20 protein-coding genes, 2 tRNA genes and 1 pseudogene are annotated in these 20,088 nt (G+C 60.0%); 9 read left to right on the forward strand and 14 right to left on the reverse strand.

Annotated features, from left to right (window positions below):
- Positions 1-29 precede the first annotated feature (29 nt).
- Genes AC2FMM_RS11365 through AC2FMM_RS11380 form a run of 4 tightly spaced genes read right to left on the reverse strand, consistent with a single transcriptional unit; the run spans position 30 to position 4,274 of the window.
- Positions 30-1,238, reverse strand: coding sequence for a beta-ketoacyl-[acyl-carrier-protein] synthase family protein (locus AC2FMM_RS11365; protein ID WP_496678345.1), 1,209 nt, complete (start codon positions 1,236-1,238; stop codon positions 30-32).
- 9 nt (positions 1,239-1,247) lie between these two features.
- Positions 1,248-1,505 carry an acyl carrier protein gene (locus AC2FMM_RS11370; RefSeq protein ID WP_149774345.1) on the reverse strand — a complete coding sequence of 86 codons (258 nt, stop codon included), beginning with the start codon at positions 1,503-1,505 and terminating at the stop codon, positions 1,248-1,250.
- 32 nt (positions 1,506-1,537) lie between these two features.
- The gene (gene lpxD / locus AC2FMM_RS11375; protein WP_496796603.1) at positions 1,538-2,629 is read right to left on the reverse strand and encodes a UDP-3-O-(3-hydroxymyristoyl)glucosamine N-acyltransferase; all 1,092 of its coding nucleotides are present in this window, start codon (positions 2,627-2,629) and stop codon (positions 1,538-1,540) included.
- Between the two features lie 34 nt (positions 2,630-2,663).
- Entirely contained in the window at positions 2,664-4,274 is a 1,611-nt protein-coding gene (locus AC2FMM_RS11380) for a L,D-transpeptidase family protein (protein WP_496796604.1), read from the reverse strand.
- A 343-nt stretch (positions 4,275-4,617) separates the two neighbouring features.
- Between AC2FMM_RS11380 and mepK the strand changes: the two genes are divergently transcribed.
- Entirely contained in the window at positions 4,618-5,187 is a 570-nt protein-coding gene (gene mepK, locus AC2FMM_RS11385; RefSeq protein WP_496678339.1) for a peptidoglycan L,D-endopeptidase MepK, read from the forward strand.
- A gap of 138 nt (positions 5,188-5,325) precedes the next feature.
- Here the strand turns inward: mepK and AC2FMM_RS11390 are convergent.
- A tRNA-Ser gene (locus AC2FMM_RS11390) sits at positions 5,326-5,394 on the reverse strand.
- A gap of 162 nt (positions 5,395-5,556) precedes the next feature.
- Between AC2FMM_RS11390 and AC2FMM_RS11395 the strand changes: the two genes are divergently transcribed.
- Both AC2FMM_RS11395 and AC2FMM_RS11400 read left to right on the forward strand, forming a co-directional pair.
- Complete coding sequence (locus AC2FMM_RS11395) at positions 5,557-6,711, forward strand: site-specific integrase (RefSeq protein WP_496796605.1); 1,155 nt, start codon at positions 5,557-5,559, stop codon at positions 6,709-6,711.
- Positions 6,708-7,112, forward strand: a complete 405-nt coding sequence (locus tag AC2FMM_RS11400; protein WP_496796606.1) for a hypothetical protein — start codon at positions 6,708-6,710, stop codon at positions 7,110-7,112. Before AC2FMM_RS11395 ends, AC2FMM_RS11400 begins: the two co-directional genes overlap by 4 nt.
- Before the next feature lie 41 nt (positions 7,113-7,153).
- Here the strand turns inward: AC2FMM_RS11400 and AC2FMM_RS11405 are convergent.
- Both AC2FMM_RS11405 and AC2FMM_RS11410 read right to left on the reverse strand, forming a co-directional pair.
- Positions 7,154-7,294: pseudogene (locus AC2FMM_RS11405) on the reverse strand (IS5/IS1182 family transposase); the annotation flags it as partial.
- Positions 7,295-7,491: 197 nt separating this feature from the next.
- Positions 7,492-7,842 (reverse strand): hypothetical protein, encoded by a 351-nt coding sequence (locus tag AC2FMM_RS11410; RefSeq protein ID WP_496796607.1) that lies wholly within the window; start codon positions 7,840-7,842, stop codon positions 7,492-7,494.
- Between the two features lie 465 nt (positions 7,843-8,307).
- On the opposite strand from AC2FMM_RS11410, the gene AC2FMM_RS11415 reads away from it, so the two are divergent.
- Positions 8,308-9,024, forward strand: coding sequence for a hypothetical protein (locus tag AC2FMM_RS11415; protein ID WP_496796608.1), 717 nt, complete (start codon positions 8,308-8,310; stop codon positions 9,022-9,024).
- Positions 9,025-9,041: 17 nt separating this feature from the next.
- Entirely contained in the window at positions 9,042-9,587 is a 546-nt protein-coding gene (locus tag AC2FMM_RS11420; RefSeq protein WP_496796609.1) for a hypothetical protein, read from the forward strand.
- Positions 9,588-9,797: 210 nt separating this feature from the next.
- Here AC2FMM_RS11420 and AC2FMM_RS11425 read toward each other — a convergent pair whose 3' ends face one another.
- Complete coding sequence (locus AC2FMM_RS11425) at positions 9,798-10,157, reverse strand: hypothetical protein (protein WP_496796610.1); 360 nt, start codon at positions 10,155-10,157, stop codon at positions 9,798-9,800.
- Between the two features lie 164 nt (positions 10,158-10,321).
- On the opposite strand from AC2FMM_RS11425, the gene AC2FMM_RS11430 reads away from it, so the two are divergent.
- From AC2FMM_RS11430 to AC2FMM_RS11445, 4 genes are all read left to right on the forward strand, one after another.
- Complete coding sequence (locus AC2FMM_RS11430; protein ID WP_496796611.1) at positions 10,322-10,867, forward strand: hypothetical protein; 546 nt, start codon at positions 10,322-10,324, stop codon at positions 10,865-10,867.
- A gap of 163 nt (positions 10,868-11,030) precedes the next feature.
- Positions 11,031-11,213, forward strand: coding sequence for a hypothetical protein (locus AC2FMM_RS11435; protein WP_496796612.1), 183 nt, complete (start codon positions 11,031-11,033; stop codon positions 11,211-11,213).
- A gap of 84 nt (positions 11,214-11,297) precedes the next feature.
- Positions 11,298-11,642, forward strand: coding sequence for a hypothetical protein (locus tag AC2FMM_RS11440; protein ID WP_496796613.1), 345 nt, complete (start codon positions 11,298-11,300; stop codon positions 11,640-11,642).
- A 1,276-nt stretch (positions 11,643-12,918) separates the two neighbouring features.
- Positions 12,919-14,841 (forward strand): DUF3604 domain-containing protein, encoded by a 1,923-nt coding sequence (locus AC2FMM_RS11445; RefSeq protein ID WP_496711242.1) that lies wholly within the window; start codon positions 12,919-12,921, stop codon positions 14,839-14,841.
- A 413-nt stretch (positions 14,842-15,254) separates the two neighbouring features.
- On the opposite strand, the gene AC2FMM_RS11450 is transcribed toward AC2FMM_RS11445, so the two are convergent.
- The 6 genes from AC2FMM_RS11450 to sufC form a co-directional block, all read right to left on the reverse strand.
- Positions 15,255-15,331, reverse strand: a tRNA-Arg gene (locus tag AC2FMM_RS11450).
- A gap of 429 nt (positions 15,332-15,760) precedes the next feature.
- Positions 15,761-16,981, reverse strand: a complete 1,221-nt coding sequence (locus AC2FMM_RS11455; protein WP_496678338.1) for a cysteine desulfurase — start codon at positions 16,979-16,981, stop codon at positions 15,761-15,763.
- A 12-nt stretch (positions 16,982-16,993) separates the two neighbouring features.
- Positions 16,994-17,560, reverse strand: coding sequence for a Yip1 family protein (locus AC2FMM_RS11460; RefSeq protein ID WP_496796614.1), 567 nt, complete (start codon positions 17,558-17,560; stop codon positions 16,994-16,996).
- A complete protein-coding gene (locus AC2FMM_RS11465) occupies positions 17,557-18,042 on the reverse strand; it encodes a YIP1 family protein (protein WP_496678335.1) in 486 nt (161 codons plus the stop codon). Before AC2FMM_RS11465 ends, AC2FMM_RS11460 begins: the two co-directional genes overlap by 4 nt.
- The gene (gene sufD / locus AC2FMM_RS11470; RefSeq protein WP_496796615.1) at positions 18,042-19,322 is read right to left on the reverse strand and encodes a Fe-S cluster assembly protein SufD; all 1,281 of its coding nucleotides are present in this window, start codon (positions 19,320-19,322) and stop codon (positions 18,042-18,044) included. The genes AC2FMM_RS11465 and sufD overlap by 1 nt, the downstream gene beginning before the upstream one ends.
- Positions 19,322-20,077, reverse strand: a complete 756-nt coding sequence (sufC, locus tag AC2FMM_RS11475) for a Fe-S cluster assembly ATPase SufC (protein ID WP_496678332.1) — start codon at positions 20,075-20,077, stop codon at positions 19,322-19,324. Before sufC ends, sufD begins: the two co-directional genes overlap by 1 nt.
- Between the last annotated feature and the right edge of the window lie 11 nt (positions 20,078-20,088).

The raw sequence follows: 20,088 nt of genomic DNA on the forward strand, positions 1-20,088 counted from the left end.
TCGGCAAAGCCGCCTTTGGGGCGGCTTTCTCATATCCGTTTGAGGGCCAGCACCGCGTTCAGCCCGCCGAAGGCAAAGGCGTTGCTCAGAACGACGTCGACATTGGCCTCGCGCGCCTCGTTCGGCACCACGTCCAGAGCACATTCGGGGTCGGGCTCTTCATAGCCGATCGTAGGCGCGATGATGCCATCTCGCAGCGCCATGATGCAGGCCAGAAGCTCCACCGCCCCGGTGCCGCCGATCAGGTGCCCGTGCATGGATTTGGTCGACGAAATCATAAGCTCATCGGCATGCGGGCCGAACACATCTGCCACTGCGGCGCATTCGGTCTTGTCATTGGCGGCGGTTCCGGTGCCGTGGGCGTTGATGTAACCGACATCGCTGGCGTTCAGCCCGGCATCCTTCAAGGCACCCGCCATGGCGCGCGCGGCACCCTGTTTGCTGGGCATCACGATGTCCGAGGCATCCGACGTCATGGCAAAACCCGCGACCTCGCACAGGATTTCGGCGCCACGGGCGCGGGCGTGTTCGTATTCCTCGAACACGAAAACTCCGGCACCTTCGCCCTGAACCATGCCGTTGCGGTTGGCGCTGAACGGGCGGCAGGCGTCCTTAGACATCACCCGCAGCCCTTCCCAGGCCTTGACGCCGCCAAAACACAACATGGATTCCGAGCCGCCGGTAATCATCACCGGCGCCGCGCCGCTGCGCACCATCTGGAAGGCCAGTGCCATCGCATGGTTCGACGACGCACAGGCTGTGGAAACGGTAAAGCTGGGGCCCTTCAGGTTATGTTCCATCGAAACATGGCTTGCGGCCGCGTTGTTCATCAGCTTGGGCACCACGAAGGGATGCACCCGGTTTTTGCCGTCCTCGTAGACCGAGCGATAGTTGTCATCCCAGGTCGAGACGCCGCCCCCGGCCGTTCCCAGCACAACGCCCGACCGCGCCGCCAGGTCGCCATGAAACGTGAGGCCCGCCTGATCGATCGCCTCCTTCGCGGCGGTCAAGGTGAACTGGGTAAAACGATCGTACAGCGACATCTGTTGCCGGTTGAAACGGCCCTCGGCCTCGAACCCGCGCACCTGCCCGCCGATCTTGATCGCCAGGCGTTCGACATCGCGAAATTCAAGCTCGGAAATCCCGCAGCGACCTTCGCGCATGGCCTCGAACGTGTCGGGCACCGAATGGCCCAACGCGTTGATCGTGCCCGCGCCGGTGATGACAACCCGTTTCATGGCCTCGTGTCAGACCTTTTCCGCCACGAGCTTTTCGATGCCGGCAATGATCGCCGCCACGTTCGAGATGTCGAAATCGCTGGCCTCGGGCTCATTGGCGTTGAACGGGATGGAGATGTCGAACTCTTCCTCGATCGCGAAGATGCTTTCAACCAGGCCCAGACTGTCGATCCCCAGATCCTCGAGCGTACTTTCGGGCGTCACGTCCGATGGCTCCAGCACGGCCTGCTCGGCAATGATTGCGATGACGCGGTCGCTGATGCTCATGTCATTCCCCTGATTGTCGCGTTGGCGTTGATTTAGTCGCTCGGCGGCTGTTTGAAAACCGCCTTTTTCAACGCCTCAACGTCACGCGCGATGCGCGGCAGGCGGCGCTGTGCCTTGTAGATCTCGGTATGGGTGGACATTTTCACGCCCGGATAGCCCATGATCACACGCCCGGCCGGCACGTTCGACAGGATCTTGGTTCCGCCGCCCGCGATCACCCCGTCTCCGATGAAGATATTGTCGACGACGCCTGTCTGCCCGCCCAGAACCACGTTGTTGCCGATCTCGACCGAGCCGGAGACGCCGGTCTGGCCGCACAGCAGGCAGTCGCGCCCGACCCGGGTGTTGTGGCCCACATGCACGAGGTTGTCGAGTTTCGACCCGCTTCCGATCACGGTGTTGCGGATTGTGCCGTTGTCGACGGTGCAGTTGGCGCCGACCTCGACATCGTCGCCGATTTCGACCGCGCCCAACGAATGGATACGCAGCCAGCTTTGGGCCTTGGCGTCGCCGGCATCTCCCATCGTCTTACGCACGTTTTCAACGCCCGAGACCTCGGGCGTGACGAAACTGAACCCGTCGCCGCCGATCCGGGCGCCAGGTTGGGCGATGAAGCGGTCTCCGATCTCCGCGCGCGCGCCGATGCTGACCATCTCGCGCAGCAGGCAGTTTTCGCCCAGAACCGCATCCATACCCACATGGCATTGCGCACCGATCACGGACCCCGCGCCGATCCGCGCGCGCGGGCCGATGACGCAGAGCGGGCCGATCGAGACACCCTCGCCGATCTCGGCGGTCGGATCCACGACGGCCGAGGGATGCACGCCGGGCTCGACACCCTGCCCCCGGTCCAGCATCGTGGTGATGCCCGCCATCGCCATGCGCGGGCGGGTCACGAAGATTGCGCCCTCAAGGCCCATGGCCTTCCAGTCGGCGCCTTCCCAGACCACGGCACAACGCGCCGCACCCTTTGCCAGAGCCTCGGCATATTTCGGTGCCATCGCCATGGCCAGATCGGTAGGACCGGCGTCGGCCGGTTCGGCCGCCCGCAGGATCGTCAGGCTGGTGTTTCCTTCGGCCGGCGCCCCCAGGGCGTTGGCGATTTGCTGCAAGGTAAACTGCATCGCGGGCTTCCTCGTGACAGGATCTGCCCCGTGATTACCCCTGAACGTCGGGCAGGACCACCCCCGCTTTTTGCAGCGCGTCCCAGATCTTGGCATCCCGGCCATAGACGTCGCGACGATACTGCACATCGCCCTTCGGCGCGATATAAGCAGTGCGGTAGATCAGATGCACCGGAACGGGCTGGTCCAGATCCACCTTTGTTTCCTTGCCGGTATTCAGGATCCGGTGGAAAAACGCCTTGGGGTCCTCTTCCTGCCGCGCCAGCAGCGCATAGGCGAACTCGAACGGTTGAGCCAGACGGATGCATCCGTGGGAAAAGGCCCGGACCTCCCGCGCGAACAGGCTTTTTTGCGGCGTGTCATGCAGGTAGATGTTGTATTGGTTCGGGAACATGAACTTGACCAATCCAAGGGCGTTGCTCTGCCCCGGCGGCTGGCGCATGGCAAAGGGAAAGCTTCTGGCCGAGAACTGGTTGAAATCTACGGCCCCGCGGTCCACCTGTCGCCCCCGCCGGTCGGTGATTTCCAGATGGCGTACGGCATTGGGGTTGGCCCGCAGTTTCGGCAGATACTCCTTGGTGATGATCGACCGTGGCACGTGCCAGCTGGGATTAATCACCATGTGTTCCATCTGATCCGAAAACTCGGGACTGCGGCGATCATGGGTGTTTTTGCCGATTACGGCGCGGGTTTCAAAGGTGACGCGCCCTTCGTCAACGATCTTGGCCGAGAAATCCGCCTGGTTGACCAGAATATGCCGCTCACCGCGATCAGCCGGCAGCCAACGCTCGCGCTCGAGCGCGACGATGACCGATTTCAGGCGGTCGGCGGGGGACCTGTTGATCTCGGCCACCGTGCCCTGCCCGGCGACTCCGTCGGGTTCCAGCCCATGCGCGCGCTGAAAGGCCTGCACCGCCGAAACCATCGCGTCATCGTAGACGGGGCTGGCCGTCGGCTTCATGAAGCCCATCGAAACCAGCCTGTTACGCAGTTTCAAAACCCCGGCCCCGCTTGCGCCGCGTTCGTATTTCCCGTTGGGTACGGTCGGCCCCCAACCTCCATGGCGGATCAGCTCCTGCAGAGCCAGCTTCTGCTTCATAAGAGCGCGATATTGGCTGGATCGCGGGGCAAGTTGCGATACGTAAGCTCCTTCGTCATCAGCCAGCATGGCCGACAGGTGCTCGGATGCCGGTCGCACGGCCACGGGACGCACCAAGCCGTCGTCGATCTCGGACGGGCGCAGAACGCCCGATTGCACGTCGCGTGCGTACCGGACAAATGCGAGGCTGAGCGCCGCTTCGACCGCACCAAGTTCGCGAGGCGTCCGCGCGTTTTCCATCCGCGCCAGCAGGCCTTCGACGTCATAGGTTCCGGTTGGCAGGCCGTGTAGATGCGCCGAGGACAGGGCCTTGATAAGCGCCGTACGCCGCGCGACATACTCGGGCCCGTCACCGACCCAGATCGAAGAAAACCCATTAGACCGATAAAACGCGGCGATTTCGTCCTGGCGAAGCGTGCTTTCCGCAACTGCCATCCGAAATGCGGTTTGTACCGCGTCCTGTGCCGTGGCCGGGGTGTGCCCAACCGCAAGCACGAGACCGGCAACCATCAGCAACCGACGTGTTTTCTCATGGATGAAATTCATTCCGTACCTCAATTCAATCAACAACTTGCGCAACCATTTCCCGAGCCGTCCAAGTATTGGTCAGCGGGTGGCGGATTGTCCATTCACAAAGCCCGGATCGGGCGGATCGGCTTCGGCGTGATGCGCGCTTGCATCTTTGAGGCATCGAAACACGCAAGCGGGTGAATTTTGCATCACGTGCGCAAAAATTTGCCGAAAATTACCCGTGGCGTACATGCGACCCAAAGACTTCTTGGCCACCGAATCCCGGTGTGGCATACATTTCGGCATCTGGGATGGAATTAAATTAAGAAAGCGCGCGTAACATCGTGTGCAGGCAGGAACAGTACGGGACGAACACGAAATGACCAAGAGCAGTGCATCGGGAATCACCCGGCGTGCCCTTCTGGGCGCATTTGCGGCAACGGCCGTAACCGCAGCACCGACCTACGCGAATGCAGCAGGATTTCTCCGCGGTGGCGGTGACATCCGTCGCATCCGCATGTATTCCGGGCGCACCGGTGAACGCATCGACATGATCTATTGGGTCGATGGAAAATACATCAAAGACGCCGTGAAAGAGATCAATCATTTCATGCGCGATTGGCGCACAGATCAGTCTACCAACATCGACCTGCGCACCATCGACATCATGGCCGCCGCACACAACCTGTTGGACGTAAATGAGCCTTACATGCTTCTTTCGGGCTATCGGTCGCCGCAGACAAATGCGATGCTGCGCCGCCGCTCGCGTGGTGTCGCGCGCAATTCACTGCATATGAAAGGCCAAGCTGCGGATCTGCGACTGGCATCGCGCTCTGTGTCGCAGATGGCCAAAGCGGCCATGTCCTGCCGTGCCGGCGGTGTTGGTCAGTACTACCGCTCGAATTTCGTGCACATGGATTGTGGTGACGTCCGCACTTGGCGCGGCTGAAGCCACAGCCCGGTGTTCCACCTGCCGCCCCGGAGCCCCCGCGCCCGGGGCTTTTTGTTTTGCCCCCCGCCCAATCGCCATAGGAGACGACAGGGGCACGCGTCCCGTTTCCGGATTGGCTATCATGGTTCTCGGAAGTGGCGCACCTGAGAGGATTCGAACCTCTGGCCTCTGCCTTCGGAGGGCAATTCCCAGTCCTCACAGCGCCTCAATCCTGCTTCCCCAACAGCGTAGCCTGAGTAAAACAATGCCCTTGTATTGTTAGGGTTTAGGGTTCATTCTGCCTACACCTACCTCACGGCACCGCTATCCAGAAAAATCTGGTGTCCAGCTGGTGTCCAGACCTACGACAACGAAAACGGACGACAAATGGCAGACCGACAGACAGTCAACTCGCGCGGCGACATCGCTGCTCTCGAACCACGACAGACACGCTATCGCGCCTGGGATGCGCAAACGCCCGGCCTGTGCGTGCGGGTGCAGCCCTCGGGCAGTCGCACCTGGTTCTATGAATACCGCGACCCGGGCGGCGCAAGGCAAGCCGTGAAGATTGGCAACGCCGACCGCATCTCCCCTGCCGATGCACGCAAAGCGGCTCGACAGTTCGGCCTCGACCCGGCAGCAGACAAACGCAAGGCCAAGGCCGACCGGGCAGCAAAGCAAGCCGAAAAAGACGCAGCAGCTCTGCGAACAGTCGGTGCCTATCTCACAAACGAATACCAGCCCAACCACCTGGATGCGACGCGCTCGGGCGATGCCACTGCCGACCGCATCCGCAAAGCCTGGGCCTCGCTGCTCGACAAGGATATGGCGCAGATAACCGTGCTGGACATTGAGCGCGTGCGTCGTGGTCGGCTCCAGGCTGGTTTGAATGCGCAAACCCTCAACCGCGACTGGAGCGCCCTGCGTGCCCTGCTCCACTCCGCTCGACGGGCCGGGCTGATAAGCGATGTGCCCGAGCTGCGCAAACTCAAGGAAAACGACGCCAAGCGCATCCGCTGGCTCGGTCAGCGCGACCCGAGTGAGCGCGACAGGTTCCTGGCTGCTTTGGCAGACACACCCGAGCCAGCCCGCACGGTTATTCTCGTCTCTTACTGGACGGGAATGCGACGAGGTGAGGTGTTCAGCCTTGAGTGGGGCGACATCGACTTTGAGCGCGGGCAGATAACCGTGCGGCCCGAGATTGCCAAAACAGGCAGCGCCAGGCACATCCCTCTGCACCCGACGCTGGCAGAGCATCTGACCGGGCTGTATCGCATCTCTGCTTTGGTCTGCCCGTCCCCCAAGACAGGCGAGCGGCTCACGCATATCAAAACCGCGTGGTTGTCGCTGACCACTCGCGCAAACCTGAGTGATTTCCGGCTGCACGATGTGCGCCACGACTTTGCATCCCGCTTGGTCCAGAACGGCACCGACCTCTATGTGGTCAAGGATTTGCTCGGTCACAGCTCCATCACACTGACCGAGCGATACGCCCACCTGGCACCCGAGCGGCACAAGCAGGCACTGGAGGGGCTGGGATGAACCCACTTCTCGTAGCTATGGATGCGCTGGCCCAGGACATCGCAGATGGTCGCGACAGGGTTTCGACCGACGACTACGCAGTGTTCTGGCACGACCTGAGCCGTGCGGGCGACTACCTTTTCGGCAACGACCACGAGCAGGGATACCGCGAGCTGGATTACTTGCGCCTGCGCGTGCCCGAGGCCCGCAAGGCAGAGACACAGCGCAGGAAAGCAGACGCCCGGGCTGTAGCGGTTGTCGAGGAATACCAGCGGCAGCTGAGCGAACACGGCAACGATGAGGCAGCGGCCCGCGCCACAGCCCAGGTGCTGGGGATGTCTTTGCGCAGTGTCTACCGCGCCCGTGAGCGTGTCGGCACACAAACGGCAATCCAGCTCAGCTCACCCGGGCAGCACAGGTAACAGCCAGGCTGATTCTGCATCGCTCTACCTAGGGTCAAAAGCTACAACCAAAAGATGACGGCGATGGCGATGCAAATTGCAGACCAAAACAGTTCACCACATCGGCCATAATGGGTGGCGACACACCGCTAATCCGTCAGTCGGGCAAACAGGTTTTTAACACGGTGGCGTTTGCGACAAAGCTTGGCGTCGTGGTGGGCAGGAGTGCTTCATCCCCGACGCGCTGGAGTGCACGCATCGAAACCCTGCACGGAAAGCGTCTCCCGGAACCAGACCGCATTGCGCCCCTTGTCTCCTAAGAGCACCTTGCCCGGTTACAATCTGCCCAGAAAAGCCAACGCACCTTTAGCGTCACAATCGAACAATATTTCTGGACCAATCATCCAAACCATCCTGCGTTGTAGCCAATAAAACCCATCAATCCCAAGGTGGCCAAAACCAACAAAGTTGCGCTTGCGGCCGCAATCCAAGCGGCGACTTCCACACGCTCCAGTCGATCTTCAAGCCGGTTGCAACGATCTTGCACGTCCCTCAGACCAATGTTGTTCATAGTACTTAGTGATCTGGCAAGAGCAGTATTCAAGCCTGTCATTTCTGTTGTGTATTCCAAAAATTCTTCTTTTGTTGCTGTAGCCCTCTTCTCCGCAATCTCGTTGGTTGCGCGTTTTACGAAATCATCTGTCAGCTTGGTAACATGCGCCATGTGAATTCTTTCGGTGGAACGCCTCATTTCACAATCCTTTTTGGCCTCAGTTGTTCGACGCTGTTTGTCGGTAAATTGTATGAAAGTTCTTATCCGAACCTTTGCTACAGGGTAACCGCCAGCTCCCGTGATGCGTCAACCCAGAGCGGCAGCTCCGTCCGCACTGTGGTGCTTGCCCCGTTTTCAACCAACGTCACTGTTTGGAGACGCGGTCGTTCGTCAATAGTTCCTGACCCAAAGCGCATCAAAAAATCGGCTGTCAGTTCTAAAATTGACAGCCGATTATCTAGGACAGACCGCGTATCTGTGGATAATTAGGTTGCCATCACTCGAAACAAGAGAGGTGGCAGATGTCCAACCAAACACCCATCCAACAACTACGGCGCAAGGCTCAGCAAGTGCGCGTCGGCTCAGGGACGGCAAAGACTACGAGACAGGCTCAGACCCTCGGATTACGCCAAAGCGGCCACAGGCGAGCTCCTGTCGTGCCCTGTGCCCACAGCAGCCGAGCTGGCATCGGCCGAGCGCATCGCCGGATTCACCGAAAAGAAGCTCGGGCAGCTGCGGCAGGTATTCGTGCCGCGTAACACGACCCCGAGGTGGTCGGACCGCGAGCCGCATATGGAGTATTACCCCCTGTCTGCGAGAACGGTCGCAAAACGCGTCGCTGGTGCTGCTCAGTTCGCGTTCTGGCTTGGCGTCGAGCACGCGGGCAGTTTCGACGCCGCCCTGGCACTCGACGACGCTGGAGTGCGGCTGAAGGCACTAAGCACGAACCTTGAGGACAATCGTGAGATGGCGCAGGGTGTCTTTCGCGAGTTCCAGACCGCCCTGTTCGACCTGGGCTGCGACCTGGCAGGGCTGCACGACCACTCAGTGCTGCGCGGGCCGGATGGGTGCTGGTTCGTGATGCGTCGCGACTACACTACCTTCGCGACACCCCGCATCGCCCTGTCGCCGCTGACCAAAGCAGGCGTCGGAGCGACGGAGTGGAGCGCCTGGTTCTACTGGGCTCACTCGAGCGGGCTCGTCAACTACGGTGAAAACTACATATCGACGGGCGCGCACGTCTCGGATGTCGAGGAGAAACAGTCATACCGCGCGCTGCCCAGCGTGCTGCGGCGTTTCGAGGTTATGGGCATCAAGACGCCCGTGCCGCAGGCGCACCTGATGCTGCTGTGCCCCGAAGCCTGGAACGAAAACGGTTGAGTGTGGTAATCGGGGATATGGTCAGTTTCTCAGAGCAGCTCCAGCAAATCCGCGCCAGGCAGAGCGAAGATCCGCTCGTGGCTGATGTCAGACGCTGGCTCAAAGACGAGGCACACAGGTTCTGCCCGGTTGAGACCGGTGGCGGGGTTGTGGAGATGCTGGCAGAGCCTGAGCTGGGCGGCTGGGCCGTTCGTCCAGCCCACGGGCAGCTTGTCGCAAAGCAGCTGGCAGCACCTGCACCCAACGAGCCTGGGGGAAATCTGGGCTTTGCTGTTTATGAGCACGGGCACCTGACGGGCCACTACATCTGGCCCAGCTGTTTCGACCATGCTGTCGAGACTATGGGCTGGCGACCGCGAGAGGCCCGCAGACAACTGCTGGAGATGGGCCACCTCAAGGGCAACAAAGGGCGGGTTTCAACCACGCTGCCACATCGGCTGGCCAAAAAAGTGAAGCTGCCCGAGGGCGCGAGATATGTGCCGCGAATGCGGGTGCTTGCCCTGCGCGGGCTGTATAGTCAGGAGACAAACCAATGCGCTGTGCTGGATGTTCTGAGACGCTGAGCGAGGCCAGAGCGGCCGAGAGCCTGTTCTGCACCTCTGAGTGCGCCCAAAGGTATTCGGAGCGCCAGGAGAGCGGCCTGTCCACTCCGTTCGAGGCAAGTTCTCAAGTGCGCTGGCCCGACAGGGACCGGGCACTTCGTGCGATGGGTGCGGGGCACCTGACGACCGAGACAACAAGGCGCAACCAATGGGGGGTGACACCGCGCCGGTTCAGGCGCTGAGCCACCGCTCCAGCAACATACGCCCGTCCGCGCTCAGACTACCATCGCGACGCAGGATTTGCGCCATCCTCTGTCGGCTCAGCCCGATTTCCTCCGCTGCCACCATCGCCGTGATACCCCGGCGCTCCATCTCATTTTCCACTTGCGAGACGACATCGGGCTGCAACGGGTTTTCACCCGTCAGCCTGACGCACTCTGCCAGAAGTTGCACCAGCCGCCGCCGTATCTGGTCGTCCATATTTTCCCAGAAGTCGTCGTCGGCAACCGTGTCGCGCACCCGGGCAGCGAACCTGCGCGCACCTCGTCTCACGGGGTCGTTCTTCTCAATATAGCTTTTAGATTTTCGCACGTTATCACCATATAATTTCGATGTGTCTTGACAACTTTTCTGCCCCTGATTATGTTCAATGTCAAGGCACCACAAAAACACGCACGGCTCGTTACTCGGTGTAACCACCCAACTCGTGTCAGCTGCCCTCTACCCACCTACGACACGAACGATGGAGGTCCTGTATGGACAGAACCGAGAGACTGGCCCGAGCCTACAACGTAGCCCAAAGCTGCGGTGTGTATCGGCTCAGCCCCGATGAGGTAGAGCAGCGCCTGGTGGAGCTGCTGCCCGACAACGATATGACCCTGGTGCGCCCTGCGCTCGATGAATACCTGGCAGCAAAGCGAGCGGGCGAGGCATCCTCGAAAGTGTCGCGACTACGGGCAAAACTCACCACCGTCGTGAGCTCGCTGTGGTCCGATGCGATGCAGGCTGACAGACGCGCGGCCGCTGAGGCTGAGGAGGCCAGGCGCAAGGCGCTGCGAGCCGAGGAACAGTATCTGCTGGATGCAGCTGCCACACTGGCCCAGACAGTGGACGCAATGCCAGAGCCGACAACGCAGCCCTCCGAGCGTGATCTGGAGCGTATGGACGAGCTGGCCCGGTGGGCTGGGCACCTGTTTGCTGCTGCCGAGCGCGAGCGCAAGAACGGCTTTGGTGGTCCGTTTGCCGAGGCGCTTGATGCAGGCTCACGAGCGTTGTGGGCACAAGCGTGCGAGGTCGGGTGATGCGCGGGCTTAATAAAATTATGAGCCTGCTCACGCTGCTGGGTGTGGCTGCGCGTGGATATAAGCGTGGCGGCGTAGGCCGAGCCGCTGACAGAGTGGTGCGCAATCGAGCACGAGCCTACGCTCACAAGACGCTGGCACGCATCCTGCGCCGGTGGATACCGTGAGACGGTATTTACGCGACCTGAAGCGACTGGCCAGCCAATACGACCGCACGGTAGAACACACACGAGGCGGATATGCCCGCCTCGTGCATCCCACCAAGGACGACCTGTTCGTTGCTGCGACGCACAGCTGCGCGCGAGCGTTGGCCAACATCCAGGCCGAGCTGCGCAGACGACGATAGCGCCACTGTATCCCCGCAGCTTGCACAGCCCGTAAATCTGCCTAACCTTGTGGGGTATCCAGACACCTCGCAGGAGCAACCACGATGAGCGCCACCGTCCGAGTTCATTCATCCGACATTGAAACAGGCACGCTCAGGTTCAGCTCCGGCGAGAAGTCGCTTTATCAGTCGGTCTTGCTGCGCACCATAGCGGATGCCTGCGGGCAGGGCCTCGGCTCAGTTCCAGCCGACCACCGCGAGAGAACCATCCAGGAGGCGCGTCGCTGGCTGCTCGACAACGGCCCCGACTTCGCGATGGTTTGCAGCTTTGCCGGATTGACGCCCGAGGCTGTGCGGATGCGCGTGCAGCTCATCGCAGCCCGGGGCTGGCCTGGTGAGATATTCAAAGGTCGCGGTCGTCGTCCTGACCTTCGCAAGAGCGTGGCCTGAGTGTATTCCAGCGGACCACACTCGTGAATTTTGGATTTTATTTTTCCAGCAGCCCCGATGCTTGCTGAGAGCAGACGGTTGGAAAGTGGTCGGCCATATTGATACGACACCCACAGAGAAGCACAGACAGGCACCCCCCTGACCAACCCCCCCCGGGGGCTCGGCCTCCACCCCCGCATTCTCACAAACACACAAACGATAGCCCCCGGGCCGCTCAGCTCGTGGTTCGCCGTGGTTCGCTGCCCTTGGGTTGCACGGTGTAACCACACGGGCTGCGCGCTGGCACGACAACCTACCGACCACTCGTCCCTGTCCAGTCAAAGCGCCGTGCGATACTGCACGGCGATGAGTGCGCACAGTCCACAGCTTTTTGGTGTCCATAGCGGTGTCCAGCTCGACAACCGCTCAGACCCTCATCAGCTAAGTTACTGAAAGTAATGGCGCACCTGAGAGGATTCGAACCTCTGGCCTCTGCCTTCGGAGGGCAGGGAACTACGCCCACGCTGCCCTCTTTTGGACAATCTAACCCCTTGCTTTCCTTGGGAAAAGAGGTACGACCGAGCCGTTTTGTCCATTCGGCTTTTTGAATTTGTCCAATTTTTGTCCACCGGAATGTCCGGTCAGGGTTTATTTTGCGTTCAATACACAGCTTATAATGATTTGAAAACAAACACTAAAATCGTTGCCAAAACAACTTAGTGCGCTGCCCTATGTGGGCAGAGTGCTAAATCGGTAGGAAACGGCTCCAAAGCTAAATTGGTTGCAAGATTGAACTTCTGAAACTGCCAAGTTCAATCAGTTACCACACTTGCAGATTTTGAAATGGGCCATCACCACGCCCGGTGACTACGATAATACCACTGAGAACCTTACGGTCGTCGGAACGCGCCACCCACGCGGTTTGGGGAACAGGTGCTGGACGAGTTTCAGGTGCTGTAGGTCGAGCCAGAACAAGCGCGACATAGACAATCCTCCTGCCGCCCTTGAATCATGACGGCCTTGCCGATGGAATCGGCCAATGCAATGGCCGCTCAGAACGGCGAACCGATCATCCGACGAAAGGCATCAGATGACGGCAGTGAGCCCAAGGCAGACGTGAATAAGCTTCAAAAGAGGTCCCGGGTAAACAGCATCCGGTTTCCCTAGGAGGTGATGCCGACGTCCGCTTTGGACGCAGGCATCAATCTGAAAGTTTCCAAGAAATTCGGTTTTGTCGATCAATTTGCGGCCGTTTCGTGATATGATTTCCGCGGAAACCGGTGTGGGGAGGTTCGCAATGAAATCATTTCTTTCAATGACAACGGCACTAGGGGTCCTGGGCGCCGCTGCATTCGCATTCGAGCCGACGCCCGACGGTTCGAGCCTCAGCAAGGCTTTTCCCGGTAAGTCCTATTCCCCCTACGCCCAACGTGGGATACCCGACCGGCCTCTCTGGGGGGATACGCATTTGCATACGTCCACTTCGTTTGATGCAGGTGCTTTCGGCAACCGTTTGGACGCGCGGGCTGCCTATCGCTTTGCCAAGGGTCAAGAAGTGCAGGCAACAACCGGCTTCATGGCGCGGCTTTCACGCCCGCTCGATTGGTTGGTGGTTGCTGACCATTCCGACAACATGGGTCTCTTCGACATGATCTATGCACAGGACCAATCCATCATGTCGGATCCTGAGGGTAGCCGCATCGCAACCATGGTGGCGAATGGCGGCGACGAAGGGGTGGCAGCCGCTCTGGAACTCATCGACGCATATTCGCGTGGTGAGGTGATTTCTCCGGTGCTTGCGGTCCAGGCAGGATCAAAACCCTTCCGCTCTGTCTGGCAGCGCCAGATTGAGGCCGCAGAAGAAGCTTACGAACCCGGTCTTTTCACTAGCTTCATCGGCTATGAATGGACCTCGTTGATCCAGGGTGGAAACATGCATCGCGTCGTCGTTTACCGCGACGGAGGTGAAAAGGCTGGCATGATGGATCCGTTCACCACCGAGGCACCCCTTGGTTCCATCAATCCGCGCGACTTGTGGAAATGGATGGCGAACTATGAAGATGTCACGCGCGGAGACGTGCTTGCCATCGCACATAACGGCAACCTGTCAAACGGCATTATGTTTCCTGAAACCGCGCAGTATGATGGCCGGCAACTGGATGCAGAGTATGCGCAGACCCGTGCAATGTGGGAACCCGTCTACGAAGTAACGCAGATCAAAGGGGATGGCGAAGCACATCCCTTCCTCAGCCCGAACGACGAGTTCGCCGATTACGAAACCTGGGACAAGGGCAACCTGAACTTGTCGGAATTGAAGACCGACGACATGCTTGCCGGTGAATACGCGCGTGAGGCGTTGAAAACCGGGTTGCTTCTGGAAACGTCGCTCGGCACCAACCCCTACAAGTTCGGGATGGTTGGATCGACTGACAGCCACACATCACTCGCCACTGCTCAGGAGGATAATTTCTTTGGTAAGCATTCCGGGGCCGAGCCCAATCCTGAACGCCCCGGGCATATCGTCGGCCAGTTCGGAGACGTGGCAATTTTGGGCTGGGAAATGGTCGCATCCGGCCTCGCAGCCGTATGGGCGAGTGAGAACACGCGCGAAGCGATCTTCGATGCGATGGAGCGCAAGGAGGTCTATGCAACGACGGGATCGCGCATCGTGGTACGTTTCTTCGGCGGCTGGAACTACACGATGGATGACCTGACCTCGCGGACCCCTGCAACGGCAGGCTATGCCAAGGGCACTCCGATGGGCGGGGATCTTCCGCCGCCATCCGAAGGTTCGGAAGCGCCAACCTTCATGGTCTATGCGCTGAAGGATCCGATCGGCGGAAATTTGGATCGCATTCAGATCGTCAAGGGCTGGCTCGATGCCGACGGCGAGACACACGAACAGGTGTATGACGTGGCCTGGGCCGGTGATCGGGAGCCGGACGCAAACGGCAAATTGCCCTCCATCGGTTCCACCGTCGACGTGGAGCGTGCCACCTGGACGAACTCGATCGGGCAGGGTGAGATGGGAACGGTATGGACCGATCCTGACTTTGATCCCTCTCAATCGGCCTTCTATTACGCCCGGGTTATCGAAATCCCGACCCCGCGCTGGACGGTGTACGATGCTTTCCGAATGGGCGCGTCGCTGCCTGACGATGCACCGACGGAGACGCAAGAACGTGCCTACACGTCACCTATCTGGTACACGCCTGGCTGAGCCTAATTTCTCGGTTAAGTGGTTCTCCGGAACTAATGGCACGGTGCCTATTAATATCACCAGTCGTCCCCTGAAGAAGGGTGAGCCCAAGGCGTTGGTGTCGGTCGGTTACCCGGTTCTAAGATTGCGCAACATGCGGTTCAGAAAGCAGACATTTACTTCCTTCGGAAAAATGAATGCTTGCGCTTCCGTGCTGTCGACTGCCGGTCAGCAGGTTTGTCCGCACTGTGGTCCCTGCCCCGTTTTCAGCCAACGTCCGCTGTCTACAGAAGCGGTCGCTCGCTCATAGGTCCTGAACCTAGCAGACCAAAGACAATTTCGGCTTCCGAGCCCAAAAGGTCCACACAACCAATATCGCACCACAGAAAAAATGGGCAAATGGGAGCGCCGAAAAACAAAGACCTGTGTAGATATGGCGCTCGCGACAGGATTCGAACCTGTGACCTTCGGCTTCGGAGGCCGACACTCTATCCAACTGAGCTACGCGAGCATTGACCCGTTAGTACCATCTTGGACTGCATTCGCAAGCCCAAATTGCCAATCGGTAAATGGATCTTCGGTGGGAGTATTCTCGGTAAATTTTGTTCTGCCAGCCGACGAAAACCGCCCGAGATCAGTGTCCAAAATTTGTCCAAAATAGTGTCCATCTCTGTGCTATTTTGAGCATTTCTGTGCAACTTTGGGTGCCTTTCAAGGCACCTCTCAGCAAGGAAAAAACACTCTCAAGGACGGGTGCTTTTCTTTACTTTTCAAAGTCTTATTGAATGATTTCCCTGGGTGTCTCCGAAGCGGCCAAAATGGCTTTCGGAGGGCAGCGCTCTATCCAGCTGAGCTACAGGTGCGTTGGCCGTTAGCTAACCTCGTTCCGATCCGGGTGCAACCGGATTTTGCACGGACCGGAATGCAATTTCCGGCCGGATCAGGCGAAAAGATCATGCGCCAGTTCCAGCGCCTCGACCAGAGTGTCGACCTCGTCCTTTGTGTTATATAGGCCAAAGCTGGCGCGGCAGGTTGCGGTGACGCCCAGGTGATCCATCAACGGTCCGGCGCAATGGTGGCCGGCGCGGACGGCGACGCCTTTCTTGTCCAGAATTGTCGACACGTCATGCGCATGACCTGCGCCGTCCAGTGTAAAGCTGAAGATCGCCGCCTTGTCCGGCACAGTTCCCTGCACCTGCAGCCAGTTGAGCCCACCCAGCCGCTGCATGGCATAGTCACGCAGGCCCGCCTCGTGCGCGGCTATGTTTTCCATGCCCAGATCCATCATGTAGTCCAGCGCGACACCCAAACCGATGGTCTGCACAATACCCGGCGTTCCTGCTTCGAACTTCATCGGCGGATCATTGTAGATCACTGCCTCCTTCGAGACCTCCTTGATCATGTCGCCGCCGCCGATGAAGGGGCGCATTTCCGCCATCCGCTCGGACTTGATGAAAATGGCACCGGATCCAGAAGGCCCATACAGTTTGTGCCCGGTGATGGCGTAGAAATCGCAGCCAATGTCCTGCACGTTCACGGGCATGTGCACCGCGCCCTGGCTGCCGTCGACCAGCACGGGCACGCCCTTGGCATGGGCGCCTTCGGTGATCGCCTTGACGTCGACCACCGTGCCCAGAACGTTCGAGCAATGCGTAACTGCCACCAGTTTGGTCCTGGGCCCGATGGCGTCGATCACGGCCTGCGGGTCCAGCGCGCCGTTGGCATCCACATCCACCCATTTCAGAACGACACCTTGGCGTTCGCGCAGGAAGTGCCAGGGTACGATGTTGGCATGATGCTCCATGACGCTCAGAACGATCTCGTCGCCGGCCTGCATCCGCGGCATGGCCCAGCCATAGGCAACCAGATTGATGCCCTCGGTCGTCCCCGAGTTCAGCACGATCTCGTTCTCGTCGGCCACCCCAAGAAACCGCGCGACGGTGCCACGCACGGCTTCGTATTTCTCGGTGGCCAGGTTCGATAGATAGTGCAATCCGCGATGCACGTTCGAATACTCGTGCGCATAGGCGTTGGTGACCGCATCGATCACCACCTGGGGTTTCTGCGCCGACGCCCCATTGTCGAGATAGGTCAGGGGTTTCCCGTTCACCTGCCGCGAAAGGATCGGGAAATCAGCGCGGATTTTCTGGACATCATACATGAACAAGATTCCCTAGACCGGCCCGCTGGGGGTCATCATCAGAACGAACGGAATAGCCAGCAGCCCCGAAATCAAAATCACCACAAAGGACTTGCCCAGCGAGTGAAACTGGTGCGCCTGGTTCACGAAATGCAGGCTGATGTACAGGCTGTACAGGCTCATGGCGAGGAACAGCATCAGAAACATCGCGGGCATCACCAGGACCACGACGAAGATGATCAGCTGGCCCAGAATCTGCAGGAACTGCAGCCAGATCATCAGGACCATGATCCCATCCAGGCTGGCGGTTCCGCCCAACATCCGCCCGACAAATAGAAAGGCGAAAATGCTCAGCGCCAATGCCCCGGCCGAAGTCGCCAACGACTGCACGACCGGTTCAAAAGTCATGCTTAGCGACGGATCCAGCGCCGGGAAGACCAGCGTCGATGCTGACTGCGCCAAGGCGTTCAGAACCACGACCAGCGCCAGTGCGATCCACAGCACTTCGCGTGGAGGAATGGACGCCAGCAGCCGACGCGCGGCCTCGGCCGGATTGGCGAGGGTCAGAATGGCGAGGTTGCCCAGAAAGGCGCTGTTCATGTTGCAGTCCTCGATGCCTGTGCCAGACCCGAAAACCAGAACCACACGAAAACCGCAACCCAAAGCAGGCCGGCCCCCGTCAGTACCGGACCGGGGCCGATGAAGCCGGCAATCAAGCCATTCAGCAGAACCAGTGGCGACGACGCCAGAAGCGCCCAGAACAACGCAACCCGCGCCCTGTAGGATGTGATCGGCGCGCCCAGCAGCCGGGCGATTCCGCCGGATGCCCACGCAAGAGCGTAGAACATTAGCGGCAGCATAAATACCGAGCCCAGCAAGGCCCCGCCCATCAGCATGTTCAGATCCAGCCCCTCAAGATGGGCCCGACGCGCCAACCCCGGCAACTGGGCGACAAAGCCGATCACGCAGAAGGCCATGACGAAGACCAACGCACGGTCTTCGCGCGGACCCATCTCCAGAAGACGGCGCACCACGCGGCCGGGGCCGCGATAGGTGGCAACGATATCGGTGGTCACCGGCATCAGCTGTGCCGCGCCAACCAGCCTTCCAGCCGCGAGACGATGTCCTCGGCCAGCGCTTCGTCTTCGATCTCTTCCACGGCTTCGGCCAAAAAGGCCAGCGTCAACATATTCGTTGCGTCCTTGGCCGGAACCCCGCGCGAGCGCAGGTAGAACAGTGCGGTCTCGTCGATCGCGCCCGAGGTCGACCCGTGCGAACAGGCCACGTCGTCGGCATAGATCTCAAGCTCGGGCTTGGCGAGAAACTGACTGTCATCATCCAGCAGCAAAGACTGGCTGATCTGGTAGCCGTCGGTCTTCTGGGCGCCTTCCTTGACGAGGATCTTGCCTTGGAACACGCCGGTCGCGCCGTTGCGCAGAACCTTTTTGAACACCTGGCGGCTTTCGCAGTGCACCGCGTCATGGGTGATGAACACCGTGTCGTCATGGTGGAAGTCGCCATCGCCTACACAGGCGCCGGCCACATGAGCCACCGCATCGTCGCCAGTCAGCTCAACCACCTGTTCATTGCGCGTCAGCACGCCATTCACGGTCAGGGTGAAAGATTTATAGACGGACTCCTTGCCCAGCCGGGTGAACATATGCGTAGCGGCGCGGCGCTGATGATCCCTGCCCTGCGCCCGCACATGGTGTAGTGTGCCGCCGTCGGCAATGTCGATCTCGATGCACTTGTTGAACCGCGAGGCCGCCGGGCCATTCTCAAGGATTGTCACCTCGGCGCCGCTTTCCACGCGGATCACGTGGTGCAGGATCGCATCCGAGCTTTCGGATTCGTGGCGATAGATCAGGCTGATAGGCTTGGACGGCTTGCCGGTCACGTGGATCGCCACGCCGTCCTGCGCAAAGGCGGTGTTCAGAGCCGCCAGCGGGCGCTGAACCGGGGTCTGGCCCCGCTCTTCGAGCACGCCATACAGCTGCTTGGCCCAATGGATGTCCTTGCAGCATATATCCTCAAGCCGGTCGATGCTCACGCTTTCCAGCGTCAGGTCATCGCTGTCCTCGGGGCTGAACACACCATCGACGAAGACGATCTTCAGGCGGTCGAACCCGTCAAAGACCATCGGCTCGTCGGTGTGGAACACCTCGGCCGCCGGGGCCTCGGGCGAGTTCAGCGTATCGGGACGCGTATATTTCCAATACTCGTCGCGCCGCCCGGGAAGACCCATGGCACGCAGTCGGGCCAAGGCCGCCTCGCGTGCCTCGCGGGTGCAGCCGGCTTCGGGCATGCGCAGCGTGGCCAGCCGCGCCTCGGTCGCGGTTTGTTTCACGTCGGGCAAAGCCATCAGTTCACCTCGGCAAGAATGTCGGCGTAACCGTTGTTTTCAACTTCCAGCGCCAGCTCGGGCCCGCCGGTCTTAACGATCCGGCCGTCGGCCATGATGTGCACCACGTCGGGTTTGATGTGGTCCAGCAGGCGCTGATAGTGCGTGATCACCAGGAACCCGCGGCCTTCGTCGCGCAGCGCGTTCACGCCCTCGGCCACCAGCTTCATCGCATCCACGTCAAGGCCCGAGTCGGTCTCGTCCAAGATGCACATCTTAGGCTCCAGCATCGCCATTTGCAGGATTTCGTTGCGTTTCTTCTCACCACCCGAGAAACCCACGTTCACGGGGCGCTTCAGCATGTCGGCGTCGATTTTCAGCGACTTGGCCTTTTCGCGCACCAGCTTGAGGAAATCCGCAGCAGAGAGTTCTTCCTCGCCGCGCGCCTTGCGCTGGGCGTTCACGGCGGTGCGCAGGAAGGTCATGTTGCCCACGCCCGGGATCTCGACCGGGTACTGGAACGCCAGGAACAGACCCGCCGCGGCGCGCTCTTCCGGCTCCATCTCCAGCAGGTCTGCGCCATCCAGCGTGGCCGCACCCTCGGTCACCTCGTACCCGTCACGGCCCGACAGCACATAGCTGAGCGTCGACTTGCCTGAGCCATTCGGCCCCATAATTGCATGTACCTTACCGGCCTCGACCGTCAGATCCACGCCCTTGAGGATCTGTTTTTCCTCTTCCTCAAGCTTGACGTGCAGGTTCTTGATTTCCAGCATTTTTTGTCCTT

The sequence above is a fragment of the Ruegeria sp. BHSC043 genome (assembly GCF_059612985.1).